This is a genomic window from Nonomuraea sp. 10N515B, assembly GCF_052245915.1.
Taxonomy (GTDB): Bacteria; Actinomycetota; Actinomycetes; order Streptosporangiales; family Streptosporangiaceae; genus Nonomuraea.
The window spans coordinates 166,828-190,189 of the sequence record NZ_JBQQBQ010000016.1 but is presented as its reverse complement, the minus strand read 5'-3'; the positions used below and the strand labels follow the sequence as shown (position 1 = coordinate 190,189).

Annotated in this window: 24 protein-coding genes; 13 read left to right on the top strand and 11 right to left on the bottom strand. The window is 69.7% G+C overall.

Annotated features, from left to right (window positions below; translation table 11 throughout):
* Window positions 1-96 precede the first annotated feature (96 nt).
* Genes ACTWQA_RS25440 through ACTWQA_RS25430 form a run of 3 tightly spaced genes read left to right on the top strand, consistent with a single transcriptional unit; the run spans window position 97 to window position 3,520 of the window.
* Complete coding sequence (locus tag ACTWQA_RS25440) at window positions 97-1,152, top strand: ABC transporter permease (protein ID WP_327583773.1); 1,056 nt, start codon at window positions 97-99, stop codon at window positions 1,150-1,152.
* Window positions 1,149-2,021 carry an ATP-binding cassette domain-containing protein gene (locus ACTWQA_RS25435; RefSeq protein ID WP_443161595.1) on the top strand — a complete coding sequence of 291 codons (873 nt, stop codon included), beginning with the start codon at window positions 1,149-1,151 and terminating at the stop codon, window positions 2,019-2,021. Before ACTWQA_RS25440 ends, ACTWQA_RS25435 begins: the two co-directional genes overlap by 4 nt.
* An 8-nt stretch (window positions 2,022-2,029) precedes the next feature.
* A complete protein-coding gene (locus ACTWQA_RS25430) occupies window positions 2,030-3,520 on the top strand; it encodes a CoA-acylating methylmalonate-semialdehyde dehydrogenase (RefSeq protein WP_443161594.1) in 1,491 nt (496 codons plus the stop codon).
* A 21-nt stretch (window positions 3,521-3,541) separates the two neighbouring features.
* Here the strand turns inward: ACTWQA_RS25430 and ACTWQA_RS25425 are convergent, their stop codons facing one another.
* The 3 genes from ACTWQA_RS25425 to ACTWQA_RS25415 form a co-directional block, all read right to left on the bottom strand.
* Window positions 3,542-3,907 carry an ArsR/SmtB family transcription factor gene (locus ACTWQA_RS25425; RefSeq protein WP_443161593.1) on the bottom strand — a complete coding sequence of 122 codons (366 nt, stop codon included), beginning with the start codon at window positions 3,905-3,907 and terminating at the stop codon, window positions 3,542-3,544.
* Window positions 3,907-4,383 (bottom strand): SRPBCC domain-containing protein, encoded by a 477-nt coding sequence (locus ACTWQA_RS25420; protein ID WP_443161592.1) that lies wholly within the window; start codon window positions 4,381-4,383, stop codon window positions 3,907-3,909. Before ACTWQA_RS25420 ends, ACTWQA_RS25425 begins: the two co-directional genes overlap by 1 nt.
* Window positions 4,384-4,497: 114 nt before the next feature.
* Window positions 4,498-5,547, bottom strand: coding sequence for a LacI family DNA-binding transcriptional regulator (locus tag ACTWQA_RS25415; RefSeq protein ID WP_443161591.1), 1,050 nt, complete (start codon window positions 5,545-5,547; stop codon window positions 4,498-4,500).
* Window positions 5,548-5,923: 376 nt separating this feature from the next.
* Here ACTWQA_RS25415 and ACTWQA_RS25410 point away from each other — a divergent pair, with 376 nt between their 5' ends.
* The 5 genes from ACTWQA_RS25410 (at window position 5,924) to ACTWQA_RS25390 (ending at window position 10,795) form a co-directional block, all read left to right on the top strand.
* Complete coding sequence (locus ACTWQA_RS25410; protein WP_443161590.1) at window positions 5,924-6,922, top strand: substrate-binding domain-containing protein; 999 nt, start codon at window positions 5,924-5,926, stop codon at window positions 6,920-6,922.
* A gap of 89 nt (window positions 6,923-7,011) precedes the next feature.
* Window positions 7,012-8,070, top strand: a complete 1,059-nt coding sequence (locus ACTWQA_RS25405) for an ABC transporter permease (protein WP_443161589.1) — start codon at window positions 7,012-7,014, stop codon at window positions 8,068-8,070.
* Complete coding sequence (locus tag ACTWQA_RS25400) at window positions 8,067-8,873, top strand: ATP-binding cassette domain-containing protein (protein ID WP_443161588.1); 807 nt, start codon at window positions 8,067-8,069, stop codon at window positions 8,871-8,873. The genes ACTWQA_RS25405 and ACTWQA_RS25400 overlap by 4 nt, the downstream gene beginning before the upstream one ends.
* Before the next feature lie 3 nt (window positions 8,874-8,876).
* Complete coding sequence (locus ACTWQA_RS25395) at window positions 8,877-9,776, top strand: TIM barrel protein (RefSeq protein WP_443161587.1); 900 nt, start codon at window positions 8,877-8,879, stop codon at window positions 9,774-9,776.
* 14 nt (window positions 9,777-9,790) lie between these two features.
* On the top strand, window positions 9,791-10,795 hold the full coding sequence (locus ACTWQA_RS25390) for a Gfo/Idh/MocA family protein (protein ID WP_443161586.1): 1,005 nt from the start codon (window positions 9,791-9,793) through the stop codon (window positions 10,793-10,795).
* 15 nt (window positions 10,796-10,810) lie between these two features.
* Here ACTWQA_RS25390 and ACTWQA_RS25385 read toward each other — a convergent pair whose 3' ends face one another.
* Complete coding sequence (locus tag ACTWQA_RS25385) at window positions 10,811-12,040, bottom strand: RNA-guided endonuclease InsQ/TnpB family protein (RefSeq protein WP_443161585.1); 1,230 nt, start codon at window positions 12,038-12,040, stop codon at window positions 10,811-10,813.
* Window positions 12,041-12,178: 138 nt separating this feature from the next.
* Here ACTWQA_RS25385 and ACTWQA_RS25380 point away from each other — a divergent pair, with 138 nt between their 5' ends.
* On the top strand, window positions 12,179-13,033 hold the full coding sequence (locus ACTWQA_RS25380) for a sugar phosphate isomerase/epimerase family protein (protein WP_443161584.1): 855 nt from the start codon (window positions 12,179-12,181) through the stop codon (window positions 13,031-13,033).
* Window positions 13,034-13,051: 18 nt separating this feature from the next.
* On the opposite strand, the gene ACTWQA_RS25375 is transcribed toward ACTWQA_RS25380, so the two are convergent.
* Window positions 13,052-14,494, bottom strand: a complete 1,443-nt coding sequence (locus tag ACTWQA_RS25375) for an AAA family ATPase (protein ID WP_443161583.1) — start codon at window positions 14,492-14,494, stop codon at window positions 13,052-13,054.
* 148 nt (window positions 14,495-14,642) lie between these two features.
* Between ACTWQA_RS25375 and ACTWQA_RS25370 the strand changes: the two genes are divergently transcribed.
* Entirely contained in the window at window positions 14,643-15,194 is a 552-nt protein-coding gene (locus tag ACTWQA_RS25370; RefSeq protein WP_443161582.1) for a hypothetical protein, read from the top strand.
* 8 nt (window positions 15,195-15,202) lie between these two features.
* On the opposite strand, the gene ACTWQA_RS25365 is transcribed toward ACTWQA_RS25370, so the two are convergent.
* Window positions 15,203-16,375, bottom strand: coding sequence for an alginate lyase family protein (locus ACTWQA_RS25365; protein WP_443161581.1), 1,173 nt, complete (start codon window positions 16,373-16,375; stop codon window positions 15,203-15,205).
* Window positions 16,376-16,497: 122 nt separating this feature from the next.
* On the opposite strand from ACTWQA_RS25365, the gene ACTWQA_RS25360 reads away from it, so the two are divergent.
* Complete coding sequence (locus ACTWQA_RS25360) at window positions 16,498-16,611, top strand: SAM-dependent methyltransferase (RefSeq protein WP_443161580.1); 114 nt, start codon at window positions 16,498-16,500, stop codon at window positions 16,609-16,611.
* Between the two features lie 79 nt (window positions 16,612-16,690).
* Here the strand turns inward: ACTWQA_RS25360 and ACTWQA_RS25355 are convergent, their stop codons facing one another.
* The 4 genes from ACTWQA_RS25355 to ACTWQA_RS25340 all read right to left on the bottom strand — a co-directional run bounded on the left by ACTWQA_RS25355 (window position 16,691) and on the right by ACTWQA_RS25340 (window position 19,453).
* On the bottom strand, window positions 16,691-17,518 hold the full coding sequence (locus tag ACTWQA_RS25355) for a hypothetical protein (protein WP_443161579.1): 828 nt from the start codon (window positions 17,516-17,518) through the stop codon (window positions 16,691-16,693).
* A 180-nt stretch (window positions 17,519-17,698) separates the two neighbouring features.
* Entirely contained in the window at window positions 17,699-18,847 is a 1,149-nt protein-coding gene (locus ACTWQA_RS25350) for an RNA polymerase sigma factor (RefSeq protein WP_443161578.1), read from the bottom strand.
* 103 nt (window positions 18,848-18,950) lie between these two features.
* Window positions 18,951-19,277 carry a YciI family protein gene (locus ACTWQA_RS25345; RefSeq protein ID WP_443161577.1) on the bottom strand — a complete coding sequence of 109 codons (327 nt, stop codon included), beginning with the start codon at window positions 19,275-19,277 and terminating at the stop codon, window positions 18,951-18,953.
* A gap of 8 nt (window positions 19,278-19,285) precedes the next feature.
* The gene (locus ACTWQA_RS25340; protein WP_305916100.1) at window positions 19,286-19,453 is read right to left on the bottom strand and encodes a hypothetical protein; all 168 of its coding nucleotides are present in this window, start codon (window positions 19,451-19,453) and stop codon (window positions 19,286-19,288) included.
* A gap of 203 nt (window positions 19,454-19,656) precedes the next feature.
* Here ACTWQA_RS25340 and ACTWQA_RS25335 point away from each other — a divergent pair, with 203 nt between their 5' ends.
* Window positions 19,657-21,072, top strand: a complete 1,416-nt coding sequence (locus tag ACTWQA_RS25335; RefSeq protein ID WP_443161576.1) for an MFS transporter — start codon at window positions 19,657-19,659, stop codon at window positions 21,070-21,072.
* A gap of 254 nt (window positions 21,073-21,326) precedes the next feature.
* Window positions 21,327-21,479, top strand: coding sequence for a hypothetical protein (locus tag ACTWQA_RS25330; RefSeq protein ID WP_443161575.1), 153 nt, complete (start codon window positions 21,327-21,329; stop codon window positions 21,477-21,479).
* A gap of 51 nt (window positions 21,480-21,530) precedes the next feature.
* On the opposite strand, the gene ACTWQA_RS25325 is transcribed toward ACTWQA_RS25330, so the two are convergent.
* Entirely contained in the window at window positions 21,531-23,261 is a 1,731-nt protein-coding gene (locus tag ACTWQA_RS25325; RefSeq protein WP_443161574.1) for a VanW family protein, read from the bottom strand.
* Window positions 23,262-23,362 lie beyond the last annotated feature (101 nt).

Below are 23,362 nucleotides of genomic sequence, written 5' to 3'. Positions count from 1 at the left end.
GGCGGCCAGGCGACCCTGACCGGGCCGGCGTTCATCGACAAGACCAATGTCACCGCGGTGGAGCAGTTCGCCGCGGGCGGCACGAGGTGAGGTGACATGACTGCTGCGGCAACTGAGCCGGGCAGAGCGGAGGCGACCCTGGACGACCGGGTCGCCACCCGTTCGCTCGCGGTACGGATGCTGAGACGGCCCGAGGTCGGCTCCCTCGTCGGCGCGATCGTGATCTTCGCGCTCTTCATGATCGTGGCGGTGCCGTTCCGGAACGTCGCCAACATCGGCACGATCCTCTACGGCGCCTCCACCATCGGCATCATGGCCGTCCCCGTGGCGCTCCTCATGATCGGCGGCGAGTTCGACCTGTCCGCGGGTGTCGCGGTGACCACCGCCGGGCTGTCGGCGTCGCTGCTCGCCTGGAACTTCGGCCTCAACGTGTGGGTGGGCGTCATCCTGGCGCTGGCCCTGTCCCTGGGGGTCGGCGCGTTCAACGGCTGGCTGTTGTTCAAAACCGGCCTGCCGAGCTTCCTTGTCACGCTAGGCACGTTCTTCGTCCTGCAGGGCGTCAACCTCGGCGTCACGCGGCTGCTGACCGGCAACGTCGCTACGGCCGACATCAGCGACATGGACGGCTTCGCCGGCGCGCAGGCGGTGTTCGGGTCCGAGATCGCGCTCGGCCCGGTCACGCTGAAGGTCACCGTGCTGTACTGGGTCGTGCTGACCGTCGTCGCGGCGCACATCCTGCTGCGCAGGCAGGCAGGCAACTGGATCTTCGCGGTGGGCGGGGACTCCGCGGCCGCGCGGGCGATCGGCGTCCCCGTACGCGCGACGAAGATCGGCCTGTTCATGGCCGTCGGGTTCTGCGCCTGGCTGTCCGGCATGCACCTGCTGTTCCAGTTCAACACGGTCCAATCGGGCGAGGGCGTCGGCAAGGAGTTCATCTTCATCATCGCCGCGGTGATCGGCGGCTGCCTGCTCACCGGCGGCTACGGATCGGTGGTCGGCGCCTCGATCGGCGCGCTGATCTTCGGGATGACCCAGCTGGGCATCAACTACGCCGGGTGGAACCCCGACTGGTTCAAGGCCTTCCTCGGCGTGATGCTGCTGCTGGCGACCATCGTGAACGTGTACGTCAAGAGGAAGGCGGACCTTCGATGAGCGCTCCGATCCTCGAGCTCGAGGACGTCGGCAAGAGCTACGGCAACGTCCACGCGCTGCGCGGGTGCAGCCTGCGGGTCCGCCAGGGCGAGGTCACCTGCGTGCTCGGTGACAACGGCGCGGGAAAGTCGACCCTCATCAAGATCATCTCTGGGCTGCACGACCATAGCGAAGGGGTCATGAAGGTCGACGGGGAGGCCTGTACGTTCGGCTCCCCGCGCGAGGCCCAGACCGGCGGCATCGCCACGGTGTACCAGGACCTCGCGCTCGCGCCGCTGATGTCGGTGTGGCGCAACTTCTTCCTCGGCAACGAGATCCGCACCGGGCTCCTGCGCGTCCTGGACATCGAGCGCATGAAGCAGATCTGCCACGACGAGCTGGCCAAGATGGGCGTGGTCATCCCCGATCTGGACCGCCCGGTGGGCGGACTGTCCGGCGGCCAGCGCCAGTGCATCGCCATCGCGCGGGCCATCTATTTCGGCGCAAGGGTGATCATCCTGGACGAGCCGACCGCCGCCCTCGGCGTCAAGCAGTCCGGCGTCGTCCTGAAGTACATCGTCAAAGCCCGTGACGCCGGCCTCGGCGTCATCTTCATCACGCACAACCCCCACCACGCCTACCTCGTCGGCAACCACTTCGTGGTTCTCAAGCTGGGCCGCGTCGTGCTCGACGCGCACCGCGACGACCTGACCCTGGGGCAGCTGACCGCCGAGATGGCCGGCGGCCAGGAGCTCCAGGAGCTCAGCCATGAGCTGCGCGAAGCGGAGCCGGGCAAGGTCGCCGCACCCGCCGCGGTGCAGCACGGGGACGTGGAGGCGCCCGACCTCGGCCCCGGCGAGCGCGTGGGCGTCACAGATCCGGAAGGATGATGAGTACGTTGACCCGCATCACCCACCTCATCGGAGGCCGCTCCTGGGAGGGCGCCGCCGAGCGCACCGGTGACGTGCACAACCCGGCGACCGGCGCCGTCACCGGCCGCGTCGACTTCGCCTCCGCCTCGCTCGTCGGCCAGGCCGTCGAGACGGCTCGGGCGGCGTGGCCCGGCTGGGCGGGCACCTCACTCGCCAAGCGCGCCCAGGTGCTCTTCGCCTTCCGCGAGCTGCTGAACGCGCGCAAGCACGAGATCGCCGCGCTGATCACCGCCGAGCACGGCAAGGTCCTCGACGACGCGCTCGGCGAGGTCACCCGGGGCCTGGAGGTCGCCGAGTTCGCCTGCGGCATCCCGCACCTGCTCAAGGGCGGGTTCAGCGAGAACGCCTCCACCAAGGTCGACGTCTACTCCCTCCGGCAGCCGCTCGGCGTCGTGGCCGTGATCTCGCCGTTCAACTTCCCGGCCATGGTGCCGCTGTGGTTCATCCCGGTCGCCATCGCCTGCGGCAACGCGGTGATCCTCAAGCCCAGCGAAAAGGACCCCTCGGCGGCCCTCGCCATAGCCCGCCTGTGGACCGAGGCCGGCCTGCCCGACGGGATCATGAACGTGGTGCACGGCGACAAGGAAGCCGTGGACGCGCTGCTCACCCACCCCGACGTGCGAGGGATCTCCTTCGTCGGCTCCACCCCGATCGCCAGATACGTCTACGAGACCGGCACCGCGCATGGCAAGCGGGTCCAGGCGCTGGGCGGCGCCAAGAACCACATGCTCGTCCTGCCCGACGCCGACCTCGACCTGGTCGCCGACGCCGCGGTCAACGCCGGCTTCGGCTCGGCGGGGGAGCGGTGCATGGCGATCTCGGCGCTCGTCGCGGTCGACACCATCGCCGACGACCTCGTCGAGAAGATCAAGGAGCGCATGGGCAAGCTGCGTACCGGCGACGGCACCCGCGGCTGCGACATGGGCCCGCTGGTCACCGGCCAGCACCGCGACAAGGTGGCCGGCTACGTCGAGACGGGAGCCGCGGAGGGGGCGGCTCTCGTCGTCGACGGCCGCGAGGGGGACTTCGACGGCGGCCAGGATGGCTTCTGGCTCGGCCCCACCCTGTTCGACCACGTCACGCCGGACATGTCCATCTACCGTGACGAGATCTTCGGGCCGGTGCTGTCCGTCGTCCGGGTGCAGTCCTATGACGAAGGGCTCGCCCTCATCAACGCCAACCCGTACGGCAACGGCACGGCCATCTTCACCAACGACGGAGGGGCGGCACGACGCTTCCAGAACGAGGTGGAGGTGGGCATGGTGGGCATCAACGTGCCGATCCCGGTGCCGGTGGCGTACTACTCCTTCGGCGGCTGGAAGAGCAGCCTGTTCGGCGACACCCACGCGCACGGGACCGAGGGCGTGCACTTCTTCACCCGCGGCAAGGTCGTCACCTCGCGCTGGCTCGACCCCAGCCACGGCGGCCTCAACCTCGGCTTCCCACAGAACGACTGACGACCAGCCGCGGGTGCGGCGTCAAGGCCGGCGCGTAGCCCGGGCGGCCTCGCCGCTTCGGGTCTCGCGGTGGGCGGCCTCGGCGATCTGCTTGATCCTTTGCAGCCGGGCGTCCCACCGTGCCGCGACGTCCGCCATCGCCCGGACGGCAGCGTCGAGCCGTTCCGGGCGAACGGAGTAGCGCACTTCACGGCCGTCCCGCCGGGCCTCGACGAGCCCGGCGCGGTCGAGGACCGCCAGGTGCTTGGCGACCGCCTGACGGGTGAAGGGCAGCTCAGCGGCGAGAGCGGTGGGCGTCGCCTCGCCGAGGGCCAGCAGGACGTCTAGAAGCCGGCGACGGCCAGGTTCGGTGACCGCCGCCAGGAGCTCCTCGTCTTCGGGATTCATCACTTCACTGCTGCCTGGTCCTTCACGGAAGCGTACGCCACCAGGTCGGCGAGGTGCTTGCTCCAGCCGTGGGTGTGCTCCTGTGCGTAGGTGGCCTTCTGCTCCTCGGCCCAGTCGATCTCGCTGAGGCCGCTCTCGGTGACCCGCAACCGGGTGCTCTCGCCCTCTGGGGTGAGCGTGAACTCCACGAGCACGGAGTTGCCCTCGCGCGGCACGGCACCCTCCGGGTAGGCCCAGCGGAAGGAGAACAGGCGAGGCCGATCGAGGGTCACCACGGTGATTTCGGCGGTGACCGGTTCGGTGATGTCGACGGCTGCCCGGTCGGTCCAGGTGAGCGCCCCCTTGCCGCCCTCCCGTACGTCGATGACGGCGGCGTTGGTGAACCAGCTGCTGATCTGGTCCGGCTCGGTCACCGCGCCCCAGACCACGTCGACCGGTGCCTCGATCAGGATTTCTTGTTCGATGCTCGGAATCATGACGATCCTTCCGTCTCATGCGCAACCTTTGGTTGCGCGTTCACGCTAGCAAGCGCTCCCCGAACGCGCAACCTCTGGTTGCGTGTCATGGTGACGGCCGACCCGATGATCAGGTCACGGTCGCGGTGGCGCCGTGGTGCCGCGGACGACGAGCCGGGCGTCGAGGATGAGCTCGCGGGAGGGCAGCCGGTGGTCGTCCAGGCGCTCCACCGCCGAGCGCACCGCGAGCTGGGCCATCTGCTCCGCGTCCTGGCGCACGGTGGTGAGGTTGATGTGGGACAGGTGCGCCATATGGCTGTCGTCGTAACCGACCACCGAGATGTCCCGCGGGATGCCGACCCCCGCGCGGCTGAGCGCGTGCATGAGCCCCATGGCGCACCGGTCGTTGCCGGCCAGCACGGCGGTCGGCAACCGGTCGTCGTGCAGCAAGGTCTCGCCGGCCGTTTCGCCGGACTCCTCGGTGTGATCTCCGGGCAGGACCCGGATCTCGTCCTGTAGTCCGTGGTCGCGCATGGCGGCGCGGTAGGCGCGGCGGCGTTCGGCGGAGCCGGGCCCGTCGCCGCCGTCGATGTGGACGATGGCGCGGTGGCCGAGGCTGACCAGATGGTCCACGGCCTGTCGCATGCCCTTGTTCTCCGCGGTGTGGACGGTGTCGACGCCGTTGGCCGGGACGCGCCGTCCCACGACCACGGTGGGGGTGTGCGCCCCCAGGTCGGCGAGGTAGCTGGTCTCGGCGCTCGGCCCGAGCAGGATCAACGCCTCGCAGCGGTGGCCCAGCAGGGCTTCCACGACCTTCCGCTCGTCCCGCGCGGGGCCGAGCGCGCTGAGCAGGACCTCGTAACCGAGCCGTTCGGCCTCGGCGTAGATCGCCTCGACGAGGTCGGCGTGGAAGGCGTTGCGGATGTTGATCATCACGCCGAGGACCATGCTGCGGTTGCGGGCGAGCAGCCGCGCCGCGTTGTCCGGGCGGTAGCCGAGCTCGTCGGCGGCGCGGAGCACGCGGTCGCGTGTCTCCTTGCTCGCCCCCGGCTCGTTGCGGAACACGAGCGAGACCAGCGCCCGTGACACGCCTACCCGCGCGGCGACATCCGCCATCGTGGGACGCTTGGCCCGCGCCGATGCTCTCGTCTTGGGCGGCTCGGATTCCGGGGCCTGCTCCACCATCAACCCTTTCCTGATGTGCGCAGCTCGTCGCAAGCCGTTGACATCCGGTGTGACCGCGCTCATAGTAACAGGAACTAGAGCGCGCTAGTAGCGCGACAAACTTTGTAAAGACAAAAGAATGTCAAGACACCCTATTGACACGGTGCTTCATGTGCCGGTTACATCGGGGAATCGCAGCCGACACACGGTGCCGGCTGACGCGTTAAAGGGCCGTTGCGCGTCGCAGCACGGCTCCCGCAACCTCTCGATGTCCCCCTGATCCACAAGGCCGTGGCCGCTCCCCGGGAGAGGTAGAACCAAAGTGCCGTACTCCATTCGCAGACCCCGTCGTCGGCATGTCATCAACTTGCGCGCTCTAGTTTCTGCGCCCCTTCTCGTGCTCGCCCTTGTCGGCTGCTCGAACGCCTCGAGCGATGCCGGCGCCGGTTCGAGCGCACCGTCCACGGAGCCCGCCGCGGCCGCCTCGGGGGCGGGGCTGCAGTCCGGGCTCGGCAGCCGGGCCCAGAACCGTAAGATCACGTTCCTGCTCTCCCAGGATCCGGGGGACTCCTTCTGGGGGACCATCTCGCAGGGCGCCAAGGACGCGGCCAAGCTGTTCAACGTCGAGCTCAACCTGCAGACGAGCCAGGGCGACCCGGGCAAGTACAACGACCTGATCGGCAGCGCCGTCGCGGACAAGCCCGCCGCCATCGCCGTGGTGATCGACGACCCGAAGCGCTACACCGAGAACGTCTGCGCCGCCTCCAAGGCCGGCATCGCGGTGCTCGCGTACAACATCACGCAGGAAGGCGACGTCGCCGCGTGCACCTCGGGCTTCGTCGGCCAGAACTTCGAGGACGCGGGCTTCCTGCTCGGCCAGCGTCTGATCGCCGAAGCGAAGCTGCCGCAGGGGGCCAAGGTGTTCACCCCGGTCGAGTTCCCCGACCAGGTGTACGCCATCCAGCGCAACGCCGGGGTCCAGAAGGCCCTCGACGCCATCGGCGCGAAGACCGAGACGGTCGCGACCGGCATCGACGACGCGGGCGCGCTGGACAAGATGAGCCAGTATCTCCTCGGTCACAAGGACGTCGCGGCCATCGTGCCGCTGGGCGGCACCCCGCACCGCAACATCGAGGCGGCCATGAACGACGTCGGCGTCAAGGTCCCGGTGGTCGGCTTCGACCTGTCCAAGCCGGTCATCGACGGCATCAAGAGCGGGACCATCATCGCCGCCGCTGACCAGCAGCCGTACATCCAGGGCTTCCAGACCGTGGCCCAACTGGCGCTGAAGCTCGACTTCGGCCTCAGCCCCGCCACGATCAACTCCGGCGGCGGCGGTCTGGTGGACAAGTCCAACGTCGCGGTCGTCGAGCAACTGGCAGGCACGATCCGCTGACCCAACCGGACCGGGGTGGGCCCGAACGGGCCACCGGGCCTGCCCCCCACCGGTCGCCCATCGCGACGGACATGGAGAGTCAAGCAGCCATGAGCAACACGACCAGCGGCGGAGCGCCGTCGCCGACGATGCAGGATCAGCCCACGGTGGCGGTCCCCACCCCTAAAATCCGTACTGAGCCGTTCGGCGGGTGGCTTCGGCTGGTGCGCGGCCGCGGCGCGCTCGAGATCGGCATCATCTTCGTGCTCGTGCAAATCGGGTGCGTCATCGCCTACCTGGTAGCGCCGGACAGCTTCCCCTACCTGTCAGAGGCCAACTTCAACGTCCTCAGCCAGTCGATCCCCGTCCTGGCGATCCTGGCGATCGGCGCGGGCGTGCTGATGATCGCGGGCGAGTTCGACCTGTCGCTGGGGATGAACTACACCTTCTGCGCGCTGGTGTTCATCCACTGGTACTCCAGCGGGAACGTCATCGGCGCGTTCCTCGTGACCTTCGCCATGGGCATCGGCATCGCCCTGCTCAACGGCGTGATCGTGGCCAGGTTCAAGATCCCGTCGTTCATCGTCACGCTCGGCATGATGTTGTTCTGGGACGGCGCCGCGCTGTTCTACAACGGCACCTCGGCCGCGCGCATGCAGCGCGGCGAGACCCTGCAGACCATCTTCGCCGGGCAGATCGGCCCCTTCCGCGGTCAGGTCGTGTGGCTGGTCCTGGTCGGGCTGTTCTTCTGGGTGCTCATGCACCGCCACAAGCTCGGCAACCACATCTTCGCCGTGGGCGGCAACGAGTCGGCGGCCCGGGCGATCTCCATCAACCCGGCCCGCGTCAAGCTGATCGCCTTCGGCATCCTCGGGCTGTGCGTGGCGCTGGCCGCGATCCTCGTCGCCGTGCGGACGCAGTCCGTCCAGCCCGGCACCGGCCGCGGCATGGAGCTGCAGGCCATCGCCGCGGCCGTGGTCGGCGGCGTGTCGCTGCGCGGCGGCAAGGGGAGCGTGCTCGGCATGGTGCTCGGCGCGGCGCTCATCCTCGTGCTGCAGGACATCCTGCTGCTCTCCGGCGCTCCCGGCTTCTACCTCAACCTCTTCATCGGCGTGATCATCGTCGCCGCCGCCGTCTTCAACCGCCTCATCGAAGGGAAAGCCGAATGAGCTCGAACGGCCCCGAGCCGGAGGGCGAGGTCCTCCTGGAGCTGTCGGGCATCACCAAGCGCTACGGGCCCAACGTCGTCCTGAACGACGTCGGCTTTCAGATCAGCAAGGGCGAGGTGGTCGGCCTGCTCGGCGACAACGGCGCGGGCAAATCCACCCTGGTCAAGATCATGTCGGGGGTCATCCGGGCGGACGCCGGCGAATACGCCTGGCGCGGCGAGAAGCTGACCGCGCCGAGCCGCCAGGACACCGAGAGGCTCGGCATCGAGACGATCTTCCAGGACTCGGCACTCGTCCCGTCGCTCACCATCACCCGCAACGTCTTCATGGGTCGCGAGCTCACCACCCGGCTCGGCCTGCTGAAGCTGCGCGCGATGGACCGCATCGCCGGGGACATCCTCGACAGCGTCGTGACGATCGAGGGCATCAAGAGCCCCCGGCAGCTCGTCAGCTCGCTCTCGGGCGGGCAGCAGCAGGCGGTGGCGATCGCCCGTGCCGTGCACTTCAAACGCAGCCTGCTCATCCTCGACGAGCCCACCAGCGCCCTGGCCGTGCGGGCCACCGAGGCCCTGCTGGCCTACCTCACCCGGCTCAAGGGCGAGGGCGTCAGCTCCGTGCTGGTCACGCACAACCTCCACCATGCGTACGAGGTGTGCGACCGGCACATCGTGATGAACCACGGCCGCAAGATCCTCGACACCACGCGCGAGCAGACCTCCGTCAAGGAGCTCACCGCCGCCGTGGTCGAGGGCGAGACCGGGCTGCGGCGCCACCGCGAGACCCTGACCACTGATGGGAGATAGGCAATGACGTTGTCCCGCGTCCGGCTGGGCACGGCCCCCGACTCCTGGGGCGTGTGGTTCCCCGACGACCCGAACCAGGTGCCCTGGGACCGCTTCCTCGACGAGGTGGCCGCGGCCGGTTACCAATGGATCGAGCTCGGCCCGTACGGCTACCTGCCCACCGACCCCGAGCAGCTGCGTGATGAGCTCGGCCGGCGCGGGCTCCGGCTGTCCGGCGGCGCGGTGTTCTCCGGCCTGCACCGCGGCCGGGAGGCGCTGAAGGAGGCCGTCGAGGAGTGCCGCGCGGAGGCCAGGCTGCTCACCGCGCTCGGCGCGAAATACCTGGTCTCGCTGCCCGAGGGCTACACCGACCTGGACGGGGACCTCACCCAGCCGGTGGACCTGACCCCCGAGCAGTGGAAGCACCTCACCACGGGCGTGTCGGAGCTGGCCCGCGTCCTTCACGAGGAATGCGGCGTCGAGCTGGTCTTCCACCCGCACGCCGACAGCCACGTCGACACCCAGGAACGCGTGCTGCGCTTCCTGGAGGACACCGACCCCGAGGTCGTCTCCCTCTGCCTCGACACCGGCCACATCTCCTACTGCGGCGGGGACAACATCGCGATCATCCGCGCGTTCCCTGAGCGGATCGGGTACGTGCATCTCAAGCAGGTGGATCCCGAGATCGTCCGGCAGGTCCGCGAGGAGAACCTGTGCTTCGCCGAGGCCGTACGGCGCGGCGCCATGATCGAGCCGCCCGCCGGCATCCCGGCGATGGAGCCGCTGCTGGCCGAACTCGCCCGGCTCGACGCCGACCTGTTCGCGATCGTCGAGCAGGACCTCTACCCCTGCTCGCCGGACACCCCGCTGCCCATCGCCACCCGCACCCGCACGTATCTCAACGGCTGCGGCCTGCGTCCCTGAAAGAAGGAAGCATCGTGACAATCAAGGTCGGCGTCATCGGGACCGGCAACATCGGGGCCGACCACGTGACACGCCTGTCGTCCCAGGTCGTCGGATCCACGGTGGCCGCCGTGTTCGACGTGGACACCGCCCGGGCTGAGCAGGTCGCCGCGAACGCCGGCGCCGTGGCGCGGGGGAGCGCGCTGGAGGTCATCGACGACCCCGTCGTCGACGCCGTGGTCATCGCCTCACCGGGCGACCTCCACGCCGAGCAGGTCCTGGCCTGCATCGCCGCGGAGAAACCCGTGCTCTGCGAGAAGCCGCTGGCCACCACGGCGGCGGACTGCCTGAAGGTCCTCGAGGCGGAGGTCGCGACCGGCCGCCGCTGGATCCAGGTCGGCTTCATGCGCCGCTATGACCCCGGCTACAAGGTCGTCAAGGACGCCGTCGACGACGGCACGATCGGCGAGCCGCTGCTGGCCCACATGATCCACCGCAACGCGGTCGTGCCCGACTCCTTCACCAGCCCCATGGCGATGACCGACTCGGTCATTCACGAGATCGACACCACCCGCTGGCTGCTCGGCCAGGAGATCGTGCGCACCACGGTCGTCGCCACCAAGCCGAGCCCGCTGGCCGCCGCCCACCTGCGCGACCCGCAGATTGTGCTGCTGGAGCTAGCCGGCGGCGGCGTGGTCACCGTCGAGGTGTTCGTCAACTGCCAGTACGGCTACGACGTGCGCTGCGAGGTCGTGGGCTCCACCGGCGTCGTGACGCTGGAGAACCCCGCCGCCAACGCGGTGATCCGCGACGGCCACAGCGCCCGGACGGTCCCGGCCGACTGGCGGGTCCGGTTCGGCGCGACGTACCTGGCCGAACTGCAGGAGTGGATCACCGGGCTGCGGTTCGGCGTCGTCGGCGGGCCGAGCGCGTGGGACGGCTACGCGGCCACCGCCGTCGCGGAGAGCGCCGTCGCCTCGCTCGACTCGGGCGCTCCCGTCCCGGTCAGCCTGGTGGAGCGGCCCGGTCTGTACGCCTGAAAGGAAACCCGAACGTCAACTACCACCGGCTGAAGCCGGTGGTTTGCTCTCACGGTCCCGTCTGGCTGAAGGGAGGCCGGTAGCGTGCGGCTGGTTGACAACAGCCCAGCCCGCAACGCCGCGTACGGCGACGTTGCAGGCCGCGATGTGATCGGCGTGCCCAGCGAGGCCACAGCCGGTGCAGACGAACCGGCCCCGGGCGGGCCGGTTCGCTCTGGAGACGCACCCGCAGTTGGGGCAGGCCTGCGAGGTGTAGGCGGGGTCGACCAGCAGGAAGGCGACTCCGGCCCGCGCGGCCTTGTAGCGGGTGAAGTCGATCAGCTGGGCGAAGGCCCAGCCGTGCAGGGTGCGCCGCTGGAGCCGGTGAGCCCTTACCCGGCCGCGGATGCCCTGGAGGTCCTCCAGGGCGATGCCGCGGCCGGTGCGTTCGGCTTCGCGCACCATGTGTTTGCTGATTTGGTGGTTGATGTCGGTCATCATCCGGTGCTCGCGCCCGGACAGGCGGCGCAGCACTCGGCGCGCCGACGAGGTGCCCTTCTTCTGCAAGCGGCGGCGCTGCCGATGTCGCCGATCGCGCAGGCTGCGGACGTGTCCGTTGCCGTGGATCGGGCCGGGCAGGGCGGGGCCGGGCAGCACCCCGCCGTCGTTGGTGACGGCCAGGTTCGCCACTCCTTGGTCCACCCCGAGGAAGCCGTTGACCGGCTCGCGCACCGCCGGTTTGCGCAGGATGACGGCAACCTGCAGCAACCACACGCCGCGCCGGCAGATCAGGTCGGCCTCGCCGAGCGGGAGCGTGTCGACGGCCTTGAGATCTTCCGGCCGGCCGGTGTAAGGCACGGTGACGCGGCCGGTAGGGGTCCACAGCGACACGGTGCGGGCATCACGGTTCCAGCTCATCAGCCGCGCGTCATAGGGAACGGCGCCGTACGGGCGGAACACATGAGCCCGCGTCTTGGTGGCACGCCGGTTGGCGTAGGCACCGGCGACTCGCGCAATGGCCCGGACTGCGGCCTGCGCACCCAACCCGGCGAACTGGGCACGCACCGGATAGTAGGCCAGCCGGTGCAACTCCACCACAGTAAAGGTGCGCTGCTGCCAGGCCAGCCGGGAGACGAAGCTGGCCGCCTCGTTGCACACCTGCACCGCTGCTGTGAGGGAGTCGGCTTGGGCGGGGGTGGGGGCGAGCCGGAGCTGCACCATCGAGGGCAGGCCGTCCCGTTTGGTGGCGGAGCGGCGGATCGCCATCGCGCACCTCCTGTCACATAGCCCTCACGCACCGCAGATATTACTGCCTGTTACCAATGTTTTCCATACTGTTTTCGAAAGGGAGGGATGGCGCTTCCTCCCGGTCCTGAAGGCCCGGGTCTCCGCGCCACAACTCAGATGAAGATCGCCCTCGACCCGTACATGGTGCGCCACACACCACTGCTCGAGCTGCCCGCGCTGGTCGCGGACCTCGGCTACGAGTACATCGAGCTGTCCCCGCGCGAGGACTTCCTGCCCTTCTTCCTGCACCCGAGGGCCGACCGGGACACCGTCGCGGCCTTCAAGTCCGCCCTCGCCGCGGCCGACGTCAAGATCTCCTCCGTGCTGCCGCTCTACCGCTGGTCCGGCCCCGACGAGGAGGAGCGCCAGGCGGCGGTGCGCTACTGGAAGCGGGCCATCGAGATCACGGTCGAGCTCGGTTGCACCGTCATGAACTCGGAGTTCAACGGCCGCCCCGAGCAGGCGTCCCGGAGTGAGGCCATGTTCTGGCGGTCGATGGAGGAGTTGCTGCCCGTCTTCGAGCGCGAGGGCGTGGAGCTCCGCCTCGAACCGCACCCGGACGACTTCGTCGAGGACGGCAAGACCGCCGTCGACATGGTGCGCGGGATCAACTCCCCGCTCGTGTCGTTCCTGTACTGCGCGCCGCACACTTTCCACCAGGGCGGCAACCTGACCGAGATCATGGAGTACGCCGGCGACCTGCTCACCCACCTGCACGTCGCCGACTCCTTCGACCATCGCGCCTCATCCGGCCTGCGCTACATCGTCAACCCGCCGGGTTCGGCCGCCCGGGTCCACCAGCACCTGAACATCGGCCAAGGGGAGGTCGGCTGGGACGAGTTCTTCGGCACCCTCGGCCGCCTCGGCTTCGACGGCATCATGACCGCGTGCGTCTTCGCATGGGAGGACAAGGCGCGCGAGTCGAACCTGTTCATGCTCCAGGAGATGACCAAGCGAACGGCCTCATGGTGACGGCTCCCCGCACCGGGGTCAGCAGTTGGGCGGCTCCAATCGTGCGGGGGTCCGCTCGTCCTTGGGGCCGGTGGCCGTGCCTGGCTCCTGGGAGCCGAGGAGGGCGCGGGTGAGCGCCTGATTGTCGCCCGCCATGGCCTGCAGGGTCGTGTCGAAGTGGTCGTCGGTGAGGGCGGGTTCGTCGGAACGGAGCGCGACCAGGATGACGCGGCGCAGCAGCTCCTTGATGAAGGACGCGGTGACGCCCTCGGTGGCGGCGACCACCTTGGCGACGTCGGCCACGATGGGCTGGTTCCGGGCGTACAGGCGGATCAGGCGCTCCCGGGCCGCCGCGTCCGGAGGCGGGATCTCCACCGCGAGGTCCACCCGGCCGGGCCGCTGTACCAGGGCCTTCTCCAGGGCCTCGACCCGATTGGTGGTCAGGACGAACGTCACGTCGACGTCGCCGCTGATCCCGTCCATGGCGTCCAGCAGGGAGAACAGCAGCGGGCTGCTCTCGTACTGGCTGCGGTCCTCGGCGATGAGGTCGACGTCCTCGACGACCACGATGGACGGCTGGAGCGTGCGGGCCATCGCCACCGCGTAGTCGATCTTACGCATGGCGGGCCCCGTCATCAGCACCGCTGTGTGCTCGCGCAACCGGCTGATGAGGTAGCGCGTGGTGTGGGTCTTGCCGGTGCCGGGCGGGCCGTAGAGCAGCAGCCCCCGGCGCAGGTGCTGGCCGGCCGCGGTAAGGCGGCCGGCCAGCTCGGCGATGCCCACGATGTGATCCTCGATCGCCTCGAGCCGGCCTTCCGGCAGGATCACCTCCTCGGCGCCGAGCTCTGGGCGGGGCAGGAAGGTGAGCAGCTCGTTGTCCCTGTGCTCGCTGAATCCGAAGCTGAGCACCTGGCCGCGGAACGGATCATGCTCCCGCATGAGCCGGTCCACCTCGTCGCGTACGGCGGTGGCCGCCTCACGGCCGGCCGACAGCACGGTGAGGAGGCTGTAACCGTCGTAGTCGTCCTTGTCGCTCAGCCCGATGACCACCGGGCTGCCGTCGGGTGCGGTCGTCGCGACCAGGCCGAGCTGCACGACCTCGATCGTGGCGTCGGGGCCGATCGGGGCGGTGCCGTAGTCGGGGCGGCCGAGCAGCCGGCTGCCCTCGCGCATCGCCGACAGCAGCATGTTGATGATGCTCTCCCAGCGGCGCTCCCCGCCGACGATGCCGAACCACTCAGCTCCGGGGGAGTGCGCGTCCAGGTAGAGGTCGGCGGCGACCTGCAGCGCCGCGTGCTCGTACAGCCGGTACTTCTCCTCCACCACCACGACGTCGCTGAGCGGGCAGCCGAGGTGCCCGGTCACCTTCGTGATCAGCGGAGAGGCGGCGTTGTCCGCGCCGATCCGCTCGGCCACCGCGGTGTACACCTGCCGCAGGCTTTCGGCGAGCGCCCGCGCCTCTGTGAGCTCGATCTCCGTCACACCGATCATCATCGCCGCTGGGCGGGCGTTGAGGAATGAGTATCCCCATACTCAACGCCTCGCCGCTCGTCAGGCCAGGACGGGGAAGTTGGAGCGGAGCGACTTGTGGGCCATGCTGCGGGACAGGGGCGGCGCTAGACTGCCCGATATGCGGCGATTGACCAGTACGGTGGTCGTGGTGGCGGGGGACGGCGCTGGAGACGTGGTCGCGGGTCTGGACGGGCTGCACAACGTGCGGGCGATCCCGCGCGGGGAGCGCAGGTCGGCCGAAGTGATGGAGATCGCGGCACGGTCGGTGGCCACGTATGTGGTGCACGACGCCGACCCGCTGGCCGACGTGGCCGTGGCGTGGACGGCGTTCTTCGACGGCGCCGGAGTCGTCGGCGGCCTGGAAGTGGCCATCGAGGCGGCACTGGGCGAGCTGCGTGCCGACCGGCTGGTGCTGCCCGACTACTACCTGGTGCTGGATCCCGACGGGATGGCGGAGACCTGGCGGCACTGGTGGCTCGGCGTGCTGGCAGGGGCGGCGCCCGTACGGGTGGTGCCTGCGCACTCCTCGGCGGGCGCGGTCGCGGAGCAGCTGGGCCGGCTGGCCGCGGGCCGTTGGTGGCCCGCGGACCTGGAGGCGTGGCTACGCGGTCTCCCGCGGGTGGTGCCCGACCGCGCCGGCCTGCCGAGCGGTGGCGTCGTGGTGGCGTAGGGCGCGCATCAGTTCGGGTTGCCGGCGTGGGTGAGGGTCTCCCAGGCGACGAAGAGGTTGTTGGTGCCCGCCGGGCGCTGCCGCTCGGTGAGAGCCTGGGTGTTGCTCATCGCGATGCCCATGCGGTTGTTCAGGGCGTTGAAGCCGACCTCCGTGACCGGGCCCAGGCCCAGCGTGAGGCCGCCGCCGCACAACCAGGACGGGACGGCCGTGCCGAGCTGGTATTTGGCGTGCAGGCCGAGCGCGTGCCGCAGCCGGTCGGCGATCTCCGGGTAGAGGTCCTGCCCCTGGATCCGGGAGGTCTCAGCGATGTGCGCGATCGCCGCCAGGCCGTAGCCGGTGTGGGTGAAGTCGCGGCAGGTCTCCTGGGACAGCCCGTTGACGAAGGTCTCCTGGCCATGCCAGTACGCGACGATCTCGTCCCGCGTGTCGACGCTGCTGCCGGCCGGTCCCTTGGGAAGGGCGCCGTCACCGGTGAGGTAGATGTAGGCGGGCATGCGGGCCCGGAACGTGCTCACGGCCTTGTCATAGGCGGCCTTGTCCTCCAGGAACACCGCGATCCCGATGGCCGCGTCCATCATCGACAACTCCCAGTTGCCGTTGGTGGTGGCTCGGCCGTTGATGACCTCGGGCAGGTAGACGTTCCTGAGCATGGTCGCGAAGCGGTTGACACCTGTGGCGGACCAACCGGTGTAGGTGTACCGGATGATCTCGGCCGCCCTGGGCCAGGACGAGCCGGCCCACCCCGTCTGGAGCGGGGCGTTGCTGTTGGTGTGGTCGGCGATCACAGCGGACCAGGCGTCCATGATCTGGATGGCCTTCTGCGCGTACCGGCTGTCACGCGAGATGTACCAGATAAGCGCGTCGGTGTACGCGGCCAGCGCGTCCTGGCGCTCGTCCGTGCAGCCGTAGTTGGGATTCGAGTACGAGCCGCACTCCACGACGGCCCGCGGCTTCGGGGTACGTGACAACGACGCGAGGCTGCTGGCGAGCATCTGGTCGTAGGCGGCCTTCCACGGCTGGGCGCCGGCGTTGACCTTGGAGCGGACGAAGTCGAGCTGGGCCCTGCTGACGAGCACGCCGGGGTGTGTGAAGGCGGCCGGGGCGCTGCGGGCCACGGCGGCGGGCGCCGGCACGGCTCCGGTGGTCAGTGTGATGACCAGCGCGACCGTGAGTAACAACAGGCTCCCGCGACTACGGGGACGGACCACGAGGCGGCTCTTTCATTAGGGAAGTTTCCTAAAAGTGTTGAGATCGTAGTCCTGACACTGCCTCCTTACAAGGGCCCGCGCGCGGTGAAAGAGTGGGCAGGAGCGCGATCGACACGACCAGGCCCAGCATCGCGAGGGCCTACGACGTCGTCCTACACGGCAAGGACAACTTCGAGGTCGATCGCGCCTTCGTCGCGGAGATTTAGGAGGGCCGGCTCCGGCGTCAGCGCACGTGAGGCGAGGGCCAGGATGTCCGCGCCTGCGAGTGAAGGAGGGAGCCCGCCGTCACGGCGTGGACGGCTGAGCGGGGAGGGGTGAGGGCGGGGCCGGCTGGTGGCGCGGGTCGGCGAGTTCGTGGGCGGAGCGGGCCAGCCAGATCATCATCAGAGCGTCGGCCGCCACCGCGGCGTCGTCGGAGATGTGCCGCCCCGCGAGGGCGAACAGCAAGCCCACCAGCGGGAAAACGAACGGCGTCACCAAGGCGGCGATGCCGTACACGACGGTGGCCCCGTGCCAGCGGCTGTCGTGCCGCTGTGCCCGCAGGACCAGCACCGTCCAGATCAGGCCCGCCACGCCGCAGATCACGGCCAGCCAGCCGGGCACGGGCCAGTCGAGAACGTCGAGCACCTCGATGGTGGCGACGCCTCCGAACGCCAGCACACCCGCGGCCCGCGCACCTTCGGCAAACTCCAGGTTGCGTCCCAGCACCGGCTGGAACAGCAACACGACCACCCACATCACCATCGCGTCGAGCACCGCCGCCCACCACGGCCAGGCCGGCGCGAGGCCGTAAAGCAGCAAGGACGCCGCCGCGACGTACAGCGCCACCCGCAGCCGCCGCTCGTTCCGGTCCAGCTCCGGCGGTGGACCCGCCAGCGGCCCGCGCACGCTCTGCCACAGCGCCCACGCCCACGGCAGGCCGGCCAGGACCAGGATGAGCACGTTCGGCAACGTCACAGCGACGCTGTCGCTCACCTCCGTGAACAGCGTCAAGCGCCACAACGCGCCCAGGTCGCCGGCGGTCAGCGCGATCACGGCGGCGACCGCCAGCGCGACGACGTACACACCCGCGATGAGCAGGGCGGGAATGCCTAAACGGTAACGACGGGGCACGTGACACATCCGGGGAGCGCAAGGGGGAACGCCTCACCTTAGCGAGTCGGCGGCATGAAGTCGATCAAGCGCCGCGGTACTCCCCGACGCGGGGGAAGGTCAGGTGGCGGGGGATGCGCAAGACCCCGCGCCGGTCGACGGCGGCCGCCGGGCAGGCCCTGAGGAATGAGTAGCCCTTACTCAGTCCTCGCCCTGGAGGGTGGTCTCGGCGAGCCGGTTGGCCAGGTAGCGGCGTTCGGCCTCGGTAGGGGCCAGGGTGAGTGCCTGGCGGTAGGCCTCGGCGGCCTCGGCGCGGCGGCCGAGGCGGCGGAGCAGGTCGGCGCGGGTGGCGGGGAGCAGGTGGTAGCCGGTCAGGTCGCCCGAGGCGTGGAGGGTTTCCGCCAGCTCGAGTCCGGCCGCGGGGCCGTCGGCCATCGCCACGGCGACCGCCTGGTTCAGCTTCACCACCGGGGACGGTACGACCCGTACCAGCTGTCCGTAGAGTTCGGCGATCTGCGCCCAGTCGGTATCAGCGGCGTCGGCGGCCGTGGCGTGACAGGCCGCGATGGCGGCCTGCAGCTGGTACGGGCCGGGCCGGTCGCGCCGGAGAGCCGTCTCCAGGACAGCGACACCCTCGTCGATCTCGCCCCGGTTCCACCGGGTACGGTCCTGGTGCTCCAATGTCACCAGGTCGCCGGCGGCGTCGACACGGGTCGCACGGCGGGAGTGGTGCAGCAGCATGAGCGCGACCAGGCCGTACGCTTCGGGCTCATCCGGCATCAGCGGCGCGAGCAGGCGGGCGAGACGAATGGCCTCGGCGCACAGGCCCCAGCGCATCAGGTCGGCGCCCGTGCTGGCGGAATAGCCCTCGTTGAACAGCAGATACAGGACGGCGAGCACCGCGCCGGTCCGTTCCGGCAACAGGTGCGCCGGCGGCACCCGGTACGGAATGCCGGCATTGCTGATCTTGCTCTTGGCCCGGACCAGGCGCTTGGCCATCGTCGCCTCGGTGACCAGGAAGGCCCGGGCGATCTCGGCGGTGGTCATGCCGGTCAGGGTGCGCAGCGTCAGGGCCACCCGTGCCTCCAGCGGCAGCGCCGGGTGGCAGCAGGTGAAGATCAACCGCAGCCGGTCGTCCTGAACACCGCTGTCGTCCTCGCTGGAGCCGAAGGCGTCATGAACGGACGCAATCGTGGCCACCTCCCGTAGCTTGGCGGCCTCGGTCGTCCTGCGGCGCAACCGGTCCACCGCCCGGTTGCGCGCCGTCGTGGTGAGCCAGGCGCCGGGGCGGTGCGGGAGGCCGTCGGCGGCCAGCGCTCGAGCGCCAGCGCGAAGGCCTGCTGAGCGCACTCCTCGGCCAGATCCCAGTCGCCGGTCACCCGGATCAGGGCCGCGACGATGCGGCCCCATTCCTGGCGGAAGGCCTCGGCGACCGCCGCCTCGACCTCGGCGGTCACTCCTCCCAAAGCGGCCTCAACTCCACCCATCCGAACCTGGCGGACGGATGCTTGGACGCGATCTCGATCGCCTCGTCGAGGTTGTCGCACTCGATCAGGTCGAAGCCGCCGATCTGCTCCTTGGTCTCGGCGAACGGCCCGTCGGACAGCAGCACCTCATCGCCGCGCACCCGGACGGTCGTGGCGTCACTGCCTGGCCGCAGGCGCGCACCCTGAAGACGTACGCCCCGGTCGTCCATCTCCCGCACCCATGACGCGGGGTCGGCGTCCTGTATGGGCACTCCGACGGACTCGTTGTCGCAGACGAACATCACGCACCGCACGGTTCCTCCTAGGAGATCGGCTTGACTGTACGACGGGCGAGCATGCCCACGAAAGGCAGTCTGAATGTCCTGGTCCTCCGCTGCTTGATGCCCTTGACCGGGGCGTTGGGCAACGCGGAGCGGGCCAGCTCGTTGCGGGGTCGCAGAGCGTAGGTGGCGGCGAGCAGATCAGGCATGACGGGCCCTCCCATCCAGCGCCACTGCGGGCGCTTCGCGATTTCTCGTGACACCCCAACGACGAACGGGAGAGCCCGCGATGGACAGCAGGCGGTGGATATTCGAGCCGCGCCCCTGACCTGCACGGGCCGGCGAACCCTACCCACGTATGGTTCATGTGTGTGCTAACTTGAACATTAGTGTTCAACTTAAGGAGGTTCGGATGAGTCTCGACACGGCTCCCATCAAGCTGCGCGCCGGCGGATGGGGTGTGCTGGTGCTGCTGTGCCTGGCGCAGTTCATGCTGATCGTGGACATCACGGTCGTACAGGTGGCGTTGCCGACCATCGGCACGGACCTCGCGCTCGACCGTGAGTCGCTGACATGGGTGGTGACCACGTACACGCTCTGCTTCGGCGGTCTGATGGTGCTCGGAGGGCGGCTGTCCGACGCGTTGGGCGCGCGCCGCACGCTCCTCGCAGGACTCGGGCTGTTCACGGCGGCCTCGCTGATGTGCGGGCTGGCCGGCAGCGGCGCCATGCTCATCGCCGGAAGGGCGCTGCAGGGCGTCGGCGCGGCGTTGCTCTCGCCGGCGGCGCTGGCCGTCGTCACCGCCACGTTCCACGGTGAGCGGCGCGGGCGGGCACTCGGCGTCTGGGCGGCCATCGGCGGCACGGGCGCGGCCCTCGGCGTGCTGCTCGGCGGCGTGCTGACCGCGGGGCCGGGGTGGACGTGGGTGTTCTTCGTGAACGTTCCGATCGGGCTGGCGGTGCTCGCGGCCGTGCCCGTCGTGGTGCCGGCCACGCCCGGGCGGAGCGAGCGGGTCGACGTGCCCGGCGCGCTGCTGGTCACGCTGGCGACGGCGCTGCTGATCTACGGGCTCGTGACGGCGGGCGACGCCGGCTGGGGAGCGATGGGCACGGTGCTGCCGCTGGTCGGGGCCGTGTTGCTCTACGTCGTGTTCGTGGTGGTCGAGCGGTCGGTACGGTCACCGCTGATGCGCGCCGAGACCCTGGCCAGGCGGCCGGTGATCTCGGGGACGTTCGTCATGCTGGTGGCGACCGGCCTGATGCTGGGCCTGTTCTTCATCAGCTCGCTCTACCTCCAGCACGTGCTGCGCTTCAGCGCGTTGGAGACCGGGCTGCTCTTCCTGCCGGTGGCCATCGCGATCACGATCGGGGCGCAGCTCGGCGGACATCTCATCGGCAGGATCGGCGGACGGCCGGTGGCGGTTGCGTCCTTCGTGGTCACGGCGGCGGGGGCGGCGCTGATGACCCGCATCTCGCCCGACGCGAGCGCGTACACCACCTTGTTGCCGGGGTTCGTGCTGGCCGCGCTGGGCATCGGGCCGGCGTTCGTGACGGCCACCACGACGACCATGGCGAACATCCCGCCCGGCGAGAACGGCGTCGCCTCCGGCGTGATCAACACCTTCCACGAGCTCGGCGGCTCGATCGGCGTGGCCGTCGTCTCCACTGTCGCCACGTCAAGCCTCGTGCCCGGCTCTGCAGTGGGCATCGGCGGCTTCGTGGCGGGGCTCACGCTTTGCGCTGTTGTCGCCGTCGTCGCGGCGGCCGTCGCGCTGGGCCTGGTGCCGGCGGGCAAACCGGCGACGGCGTTCGTCGGCCACGGCCACTGACCGCCCCGGGCGGGCTCGCGGCGCTCGTGCCCGAGCACGGGCTGCGATCGGTCACTATGTCCCAGATCGCGGAGAGGACCGGCATCGGGCGCGACCCTCTACAAATACTTCCCGGACGTCGAATCGATCCTGCTCGCCTGGCACGAACGGCAGGTGACCGCACACCTGGAGCATCTCGCCCGGGTCCGCGATCAGGCCGGCGACGCCGAAGCGCGGCTCCACGACCTGATCCGGGACCCCCTCTGGCAGAAGGCGTGCGGACCGGCGCCTTCCGCGAGGACGTCGCGCCAGAAGAGCTCGCCGCCTACAGCCTGCATGCCGTTGCGGCGGCTGGAGACCTGCCGTCGCAGGACGCCGCCCACCGTCTGGTCACAGTCATCCTGGCCGGGCTCAGGCCTGCCACGTGATGCTCACGTAGCCGCCGAGCGCCGGCCAGGGGCAGCTTGGTCGCGTCGTGCTCAGGTGCACTTCAGGCGCGGCTCGGGCGCGTAAACGGTGTGGTACTTCTGCTTGCGCACTTCCTTGCCGCCCTGCCGGAAGATGCGCCACACATCGATGGAGAAGCCCTCGGCGCCTTCCATCGGGATGCAGTCGGGATCGGTTTCGCTGAGCGTGTCGAACGACTTGACGTCGTACCGAGGCGAGGTCTCCGACTCGATGGTGAAGCGCTGCGTGCTCCAGAACTCAACGGTGACGGAGGTGCTGGTGTAGGAGGTCTTGATCAGCACTCCATAGGGGGAGTCGTTGCGCCACCGGAAGTCCGGCTGAGGATAGGAAACCGTGGACTCCCGCCCCGCCGGGTAGCGCGAGATGTAGTACTGGTGCGGCCGGTGCTGCACGTCCTCGAAACCGCCGAAGAACACCGCGTTGAACATGGTGGTGGCGAACTGCGACACACCGCCGCCGACATCGTTCACGAACCGGTTGTTGAGGATCATCGGCGCCTCGACGAACCCCCGCGCCTTGTCGCGCTTGCCGACGATCCCGTTGAGCGAGAACGTCTCGCCGGGCTTGACCACGTATCCATCCACGATGTCCGCGATGCGGTGGATATTGGTGACCCTGGGCGCGCAGCAAGGGTGGTGGGTGGTGAAGGAGCTGACCTTCTTCTTGATGCCGAGCTTCCTGGCCAGCGCGGTGGTCACCCGAGGCTGCGTCTCGGTCACGGGCACCTTCACGCTGCGCCGGCCCGCCGCGAGGGCGGTGGAGATCGCCGTGCCGAGGCCCTTGGCGTCGATGCCGCGGCCCGGGCGCGCGGGAATGACCTGTGGCTTGCCTTTCACGATCTTGAAGGAGGCATCTTGAGGGCGCTGGCTCTCGTCGATGAGCTGCTTGTTGAGGTCGGGCAGGAGATCCTTGGCGTTGAGGACGGGGCGGAGGCCGCCCCGTCCGTCGGCGGCCCAGCGCAGTGCCCCGGCCACTTGAGACCCGGACAGTTCGGCGCTCTGACCGCCGTTCACGAGAGCGAGCGGGCCGGCGACCGCGGTACGGGCGAGGCCGCCGGTGATGCGACGTACCTCGTCCGGCGAGGTCGCGGGCGGCCGTGAGCGCGTGGTGAGCGTGACCGAGGAGCCGCCGCTCAGGAAGGTGTCGCGGATGGTGTCCGCCGCGCCGGCTCGGTCGAGGACGCGGCCGGCTTTGGGGACGATCGGCTGCGGCTGCGTTCCCTTGTAGCGCACGCCGCCCTCACGGGGTTTGGCGTCCACGGTACGCGCCAATTTGGCAAGTTCGCCGGTGAGGCGAGCCTCGTCGAGTGCGATGCGGGGGCGCAGTTCGCGCCGGCCGGAGCCGAACAGCGAGCGCACCACCCCGGCGGGGGTGCTCGCGCCGTCCAGCGCCGCCTCGACCGATGCCGGGACGTCCACCCCTATCCCCAGTTCGGAGGGCGTCCGCCGGATCGACTTGCCGGCGGCCGACAGCGTCAGTGGGCGGGCCAGGCGCGCGCCGAACTCGCGCTCCAGTCGCGTACGGGCCTCAGCCTCGGACAGGCCGCCGACGTCCACGCCACCGATCCGCGTGCCGCGCGGCACTTCGCCGGCCAGCGCAATCGCGGGTATCGCATAGGCCAGGACGACCACTGAGCCCAGAGCCGCCACGATGACGGCGACCCGGCGCCGTCCGGACGGGGCGCGCCTGGCCGGGCCTACCTGAGGGCCTACGACGCCGCGCCGGCTCACTACAGGTTCCACGGGACGGTGGTCGTGCGTGGTCGGGGGCTGGCATCGCGCATGCGGAGCATAGTAGTAGCCATCGTAGATGGCCTCCTCTGATGGCTCGGCGCTCGAGCCGT